The 5,996-nt window shown below is 69.0% G+C and carries 6 protein-coding genes and 2 pseudogenes; 6 read left to right on the forward strand and 2 right to left on the reverse strand.

What is annotated here, in order from left to right; all coding sequences use genetic code 11:
* From AC2W7M_RS18340 to AC2W7M_RS18350, 3 genes and pseudogenes are all read left to right on the forward strand, one after another.
* Positions 1-399, forward strand: a pseudogene (locus AC2W7M_RS18340) (hypothetical protein); the annotation flags it as partial.
* Positions 372-536, forward strand: a complete 165-nt coding sequence (locus tag AC2W7M_RS18345) for a hypothetical protein (RefSeq protein WP_486133874.1) — start codon at positions 372-374, stop codon at positions 534-536. The pseudogene AC2W7M_RS18340 and the gene AC2W7M_RS18345, both read left to right, overlap by 28 nt.
* A gap of 11 nt (positions 537-547) precedes the next feature.
* Positions 548-2,047 carry a tripartite tricarboxylate transporter permease gene (locus AC2W7M_RS18350; protein WP_486133876.1) on the forward strand — a complete coding sequence of 500 codons (1,500 nt, stop codon included), beginning with the start codon at positions 548-550 and terminating at the stop codon, positions 2,045-2,047.
* 18 nt (positions 2,048-2,065) lie between these two features.
* Here AC2W7M_RS18350 and AC2W7M_RS18355 read toward each other — a convergent pair whose 3' ends face one another.
* Complete coding sequence (locus AC2W7M_RS18355; protein WP_486133878.1) at positions 2,066-3,019, reverse strand: amidohydrolase family protein; 954 nt, start codon at positions 3,017-3,019, stop codon at positions 2,066-2,068.
* A gap of 192 nt (positions 3,020-3,211) precedes the next feature.
* Between AC2W7M_RS18355 and AC2W7M_RS18360 the strand changes: the two genes are divergently transcribed.
* Together AC2W7M_RS18360 and AC2W7M_RS18365 are read left to right on the forward strand one after the other, a co-directional pair.
* Positions 3,212-3,595, forward strand: coding sequence for a cupin domain-containing protein (locus AC2W7M_RS18360; RefSeq protein ID WP_486133880.1), 384 nt, complete (start codon positions 3,212-3,214; stop codon positions 3,593-3,595).
* Between the two features lie 4 nt (positions 3,596-3,599).
* Positions 3,600-3,896 (forward strand): DUF1330 domain-containing protein, encoded by a 297-nt coding sequence (locus AC2W7M_RS18365; protein WP_486133882.1) that lies wholly within the window; start codon positions 3,600-3,602, stop codon positions 3,894-3,896.
* Between the two features lie 52 nt (positions 3,897-3,948).
* On the opposite strand, the gene AC2W7M_RS18370 is transcribed toward AC2W7M_RS18365, so the two are convergent.
* Complete coding sequence (locus tag AC2W7M_RS18370; protein WP_486133884.1) at positions 3,949-4,878, reverse strand: NAD-dependent epimerase/dehydratase family protein; 930 nt, start codon at positions 4,876-4,878, stop codon at positions 3,949-3,951.
* A 154-nt stretch (positions 4,879-5,032) separates the two neighbouring features.
* Between AC2W7M_RS18370 and AC2W7M_RS18375 the strand changes: the two are divergent.
* Positions 5,033-5,996: pseudogene (locus tag AC2W7M_RS18375) on the forward strand (LysR family transcriptional regulator); the annotation flags it as partial.

Raw genomic sequence — 5,996 nt, forward strand, 5'->3', positions numbered from 1 at the left:
CATCATGCGATCAGGGATGGCGCAAATGCTCCAGTCTTATCGAATCGTCGGGGCCGTCACGCCGCGATCGGCGCCGCCGCCTTCTACGGCGGCTCGCTCCTCCCGCCGGTGCCGGGCCAGAATGTCGGCCCGAGCATCTTCCCCATGGTGGCGGGCGGCGGGCTGTTCCTCTGCGGCGTGCTGATCGCGCTCGGCGCGGGGCGACGCTACGAGGAGGAGATCGCGGCCGACGTCGCCGCCCACGCTGCCGCGCAGGTTGGATCGGCCGCTGCGCCGCCGCCGGTGCCGGGGGGCCGCCTTCACGCCCTTCGGGTGCTCATCCCGCCGGCGCTGCTGGTGTTCTATGCCTCGCGGTCGAGAGCCTCGGCTTCGTGCCGACCGCGGCGATCATCGCGCTGACGCTGTGCCGCGCGCTCGGTGCGCCGTGGCGCAGCGCGCTCGCGGTGGCGCTGCTCGCGCCGCCGGCGGTGCATTTTGCCTTCGCCGATCTGCTCCGCGTCCCGCTGCCGCCGGGACTTCTGCCGATGCCCTGGTAGGAGGCGCCGCCGTGTCGAACCTCGCGCAAGCCTTCGCCCTCGTCGCCCAGCCCGACGTCATCCTGGCGATTCTGCTGTCGTCCCTTTACGGCATGGTTGTGGGCGCTCTGCCCGGCCTGACGGCAACCATGGCGACGGCGCTCCTGGTGCCCGTGACCTTCTATTTGTCGCCGATCGCGGCCATCGCGGCGATCATCTCCGCCTCGGCGATGGCGATCTTCTCCGGCGACATCCCGGGCGCGCTGCTGCGCATCCCCGGCACGCCCGCCTCGGCTGCCTATACCGACGAGGCCTATGCCTATACCCGCAAGGGGCGGCCGGAGATGGCGCTCGGCATCGGCCTGTGGTTCAGCGCCATCGGCGGCATCATCGGCACCGTCGCTCTGCTGGTGATCGCACCGGCGCTCGCCGAGTTCGCGCTCAGCTTCTCCACCTTCGAATATTTCTGGATGGCCTGCCTCGGCCTGATGTGCGCCACCATCGTCGCCCGCTCCTCGCCGGTGAAGGCGCTCGCCTCCATGCTCTTCGGCCTGCTGGTCTCCAGCATCGGCATCGACAATCCCGGCGGCACGCCGCGCTTCACCTTCGGCGTGACGGACCTCATGGGCGGGGTCGACGTGATCGCCGCCATGGTGGGCATGTTCGCGGTCTCCGAGGTCATGCGCTTCATGCTGGACCAGGCGCCGCCGCCGCTGCCCAAGCGCCGGTTCGGCAGCATCCTCGCCAACCAGTGGAAGCTGACCCTCGAATTCCCGAAGAACTGGACGCGCGGCAGCGTCGTCGGCATCATCGTCGGGGTGCTTCCGGGCGCGGGCGCCGACATGGCGGCCTGGATCTCCTATGCCATCGCCAAGCGGTTCTCGCGCGAGCCGAAGAAGTTCGGCACCGGCCATCCCGAGGGCCTGATCGAGGCCGGCGCCAGCAACAATTCGAGCCTGGCGGGCGCCTGGGTGCCGGCGCTGCTGTTCGGCATCCCCGGCGACACCATCACCGCCATCGCCATCGGCGTGCTCTACATGAAGGGGCTCAATCCGGGTCCGACGCTGTTCACCAACAACGCGCCCTCCATGTACGCGCTCTACCTCATCTTCTTCATCGCCAATTTGCTGATGATCCCGCTCGGCATCATGGTCATCCGCATGTCCAGCAAGGTGCTGCGGGTGCCCTATTCCATCGTCATGCCGATCGTCATCCTGTGCTGCGCCGTGGGCACCTTCGCGATCACCAACTCCACCTTCGGGGTGATCGTGGCGGCGGTGTTCGGCTGCATCGGCTTCGTGCTGCAGCGCTATGGATTTCCGATCGCCGCCATGGTGCTCGGCATCGTCATGGGCACGCTCGTAGAGCAGTCGTTCGTCGCCTCGCTCATCAAGTCGGGCGGAAGCATCCTGCCGTTCTTCAACCGTCCGGTGGCACTGGCGCTCGCGAGCATCACGCTCCTGTGCGTCGCCTGGCCGATCATCGGCTGGGCGCTCCAGCGCTCGCGCCGGCTCAGCTCGGCCGAAACCTGAGGCGGCGCGCCGGCCGCCTCAGGCGGCGGCCGGGAGGGCGATGCGGTAGAAGTCGGCCGCGTTGCCGGCGAAGAACCGCGCCTGGTCGGCGGGCGGCAGGTGCGCGAGCATCCGCGCCATGGAGCGGACCAGCGCGTCGTAGGAGATGCGCAGCCCGGCGACGGGAAAATTGCTCGCGAACATGCACCGCTCGATGCCGAAGATGGCGATCGCGTCGAGCACCACGCGGCGGTTCGCCTCATAGTCCCAAGCGGCGCCCGGCAGGCCGAACTCGGACACTTTCACGTGCACGTTGGGCGCGCGCGCCAGAGCCTCCATGCCGCGCCGCCACAGGGCGAGGCCCTCCTCGCTGCGGTCGAGGGGCAGGCCCGTATGATTGAGCGCGATGGCGGTCCCGGGGAAGGCGTGCGCCACCTCGGCGGCCTCGGCCAGATGCCAGAACGGCACCCGCAGGTCGTAGGACAGGCCATGCGCGCCGAGCCGCGCGAAGCCGTCGAGCCAGCGTTCGTCCTGCATGGTGCCAGGCGCGCCGGGCGCCATGGCGGCGGGCGTCGGCGCCGTGACCGGCTTGGACCGGATGCCGCGCACCAGCGGGTACGCCGCCTGCGCCGCCAGAACCGCGTCGGCGTCCGGCGTGTGCAGCCAGGCATGGGCGACGATGGCGTTCGGAAAGCCGTGCCGCGCGCTGACCGCACTCACCCAGCGGGTTTCCCCGACCGGGTCGTCGCGGTTCCATTCGGCCTCGCAGTGGACGGTGGCGACCACGCGGTGGCCGGCGGCATCGCGCCGGTAGTCGTCGGGCAGGTAGTCGCGCCGGATCGGCGCATAATCGCCCAGGAAGAAGGCAGGCTCGATCTTGTCGCACAGCCAGGGATAGGACCTGCCCGCGAGATCCCAGAGATGGTGGTGGGCGTCGATCAGCACAGGCGCATCCGCTGCGCCGTCGCCCTCGCCATGGATCGTCCGCGTCAACCGCGCCTCCTAGATCGTGCTCGGCGACCTTAAGCCCGCGCGGGGGCGCACATCGGGAATATTGGTCACAAGCCATGTGCCAGTGCGGAGGGCACGCGGCGCGGCGGCATTTGGTAGCCTTCGGCCGGCCGGCGACTGCGCCGCGCGCAGAGCGCCACCGCCCTCCACCGGCACAATCGGGAACGATCCGCGATGTCCTCCGAGCCTTTCAAATTCCATGTCTCCTTCGCCAAGGACGGAAAGTTCGAGCCGCAGGGCCTGTGGTCCCATTTCGAGTATCGCGACCTTGGCATCGCGGCGGCCACGGGCGGCCGCTTCGGCGCCCATGTGATCCGCGCCAAGGAGGCGCGCGAGGGCGGCTTCAAGCGCCACAAGCACGAGCTTGAATTCCAGATGTTCTATATGCTGAAGGGCTGGTTCAAGTTCGAGTGCGAAGAAGGCGGCGTCATCACCGTTCATGCCGGCGACTGCGTGCACCAGCCCTCGCAGATGCCGCACATCACGCTCGCCTGCTCCGACGACCTCGAACTGATCGAGATCACCTCGCCAGCCGAATTCCCCACCATCGAGGTCTGACGCGATGGTGGCCTATGTGATCGTCGAGCCGGTGGACGTGAGCGACGCCGAAGCGTTTCAGGCCTATCGCCCCCTGGGCGCCGCCGCGGTGAAGGCCCATCAGGGCCTCTATGCAGCCCGGGGCGCGGATGCCGTCCCGCTTGAAGGCGACTGGACGCCGCAGAAGCTGACCCTGCTCCAGTTTCCGAGCCTGGACCTCGCCCGCGGCTGGTACAACTCCCCCGAATACCGTGCGGCGCGCGAGGTGCGCGCGGGCGCGGCGCGGCTGCGCCTCGTCGCCTTCGACGGCACGGGCGCCTGAAAGCGCGCCGGGGACGCGCCGGGGCGGGAGCCCGGCACGCCCCAGCGGGCACTCACGCCGGCAGCTTGCCTTCCGCCACCAGCAGGGCGCGGTAGGAGCCGTGCTCCACGTCCTCCACCAGGTCCGGACCCGTCGGGTTCCACCCCAGCATGGCGCGCGCCTTCTGCGCGCTGACGCGGCTGTTGGAGGCGAAGGTGGCCTGGGCGGAGATGCCCCAGTCCTTCAGCGCCTCTTCCATGGGCCAGCTCTCGGTCCGGCCGCCATAGCCGAGCAGCCGGCTGATGGCCTCGGCGATGGTGCGCATGCTGCATTCGCCGTTCTCGGCGAAGAACAGCGATCCCGCCGGCGCCCGCTCCAGCGCCAGCAGGTACAGATCGACGACGTCGTCGATGTGCACGTTGGACCAGATGTTCTCGCCCTTGCCGATGTGCAGCGCCTTGCCCTTGGCGAGCGCCAGATCGAGCATGCGCGGAACCTGGATGGAGCTTTTGTGGAGGCCGGCGCCCTGGCCGTAGATGAGGGTCGGACGCACCACCACGCTTCTGACGCCGCGCTGGCCGTAGGACAGCACGAGGCGCTCGACCGCGGCGCGGCCCTGGCGTTCCGGCAGCGCGACGAAGGGGGTGTCCTCGTTGAACACCAGATCGCTGCGCGCGCCGCCGCCGCGATCGGCGATGATGCTCGACCCGCTGGTGTGGATGAAGGACTTGCCGGTTCCTTCCAGCACCGGAAGGATGGCCTCGACCACGAACGGATCGTCCGAGTTCGCCGCATTGATGACGGCATCCGCGCCGGAGGCAACCTCCGCCAGCATGCCGAGCGCCACGAGCGAACCGACCACCGGCGTGATGCCCGTCTCACGCAGCCGCGCGGCGCTCTCGTCGCTGCGGGTGAGGCCGACCACCTCGTGTCCGCGCGCCACCAGCCGGGCGGCGATCGAGCCGCCGATGTATCCGCTGGCCCCGGTGACGAAAATCCGCATCCTCATATACTCCAGCCCAAGTTTGTGCCCTGGCTTCACTATCGGCGCCGCCCGCGGATTGCTGAAGACCCGGTGCCGGCATAGGATTTGTGCGTGCCGGTCACAGGGCGGAAAACACATCGGGAAACAAAGAATGGCCGACAAATCGGGGGAGATGGAGCTGTTCGTGCGGGCCGTGGCCCTCGGCAGCTTTTCGAGCGCCGCACGCGCTTTGACCATCACGCCCTCGGCGGTGAGCAAGGCGGTGGGGCGCCTGGAGGACCGGCTCGGGGTGCAACTCCTCGACCGCTCCACGCGCTCGATCCGGCTCACGGCGGAGGGGCAGGTCTATTATCTCGACTGCCTGCGCATCGTGAACGAGATCGACGAACTGGAGCGCACGCTGCTGGCCCGCCGCAACGTTCCGCACGGCCGGCTGCGGGTCAATTCCTCGGTGCCGATCGCGCGCCGGCATCTGCTGCCGATCATCCCCGAATTCCTGGCGCGCTATCCCGAGATCGAGCTTGATCTTTCCACCAGCGACGAGGTGCTCGATCTGATCGAGAACAGCGCCGACGTGGCCGTGCGCATCAGCCCGCTGCAGAATTCCTCGCTGCGGGCGCGCAAGATCATCGACTTCCGCCGCATCGTCGTGGCCGCGCCCGCTTATCTCGCGCGCCACGGCGCGCCGGCGCGGCGGCCGACCTTTCGGCCCATAACTGCCTCGCCTTCAATCTGAAGATGAGCCTCAACGAGTGGCCCTTCATCGAGGAGGGTCGCTCCTACAATCTGCCGGTGCACGGCAATTTCCGCGCCGACAAGGGCGACACGCTGCACGAGCTGGCCCTGGCCGGTCTCGGCATCGCCCGGCTCGCCAACTTCATGATCGACGAGGACCTGCGCGAGGGCCGGCTGGTGCCGGTGCTGGAGGACTTCCATCCCAACGACATGATGGGCGTCTACGCGGTGTTCCTCCCGCAGAAGCACATGCCGGCCCGCATCCGCTGCTTCGTCGACTTCCTCATCGAGAAGCTCGGGCGCTATTCCCTGCGCATGGCGCCGGACCAGGCCCGGCGACCCGGCCACGTCCCGGCCCGCGCGGCCGGTCGCGCCACCGAGTCGCCTGATCGCGCCGCACG

It is taken from the genome of Xanthobacter sp. BG11Y11_SDJG, assembly GCF_057364445.1.

Bases quoted from the DNA above. Each gene is read 5' to 3' on its own strand.
- AC2W7M_RS18360 (WP_486133880.1), top strand. From the start codon at position 3,212: ATGTCCTCCGAGCCTTTCAAATTCCATGTCTCCTTCGCCAAGGACGGA.
- AC2W7M_RS18365 (WP_486133882.1), top strand. From the start codon at position 3,600: ATGGTGGCCTATGTGATCGTCGAGCCGGTGGACGTGAGCGACGCCGAA.
- AC2W7M_RS18370 (WP_486133884.1), bottom strand. From the start codon at position 4,878: ATGCGGATTTTCGTCACCGGGGCCAGCGGATACATCGGCGGCTCGATC.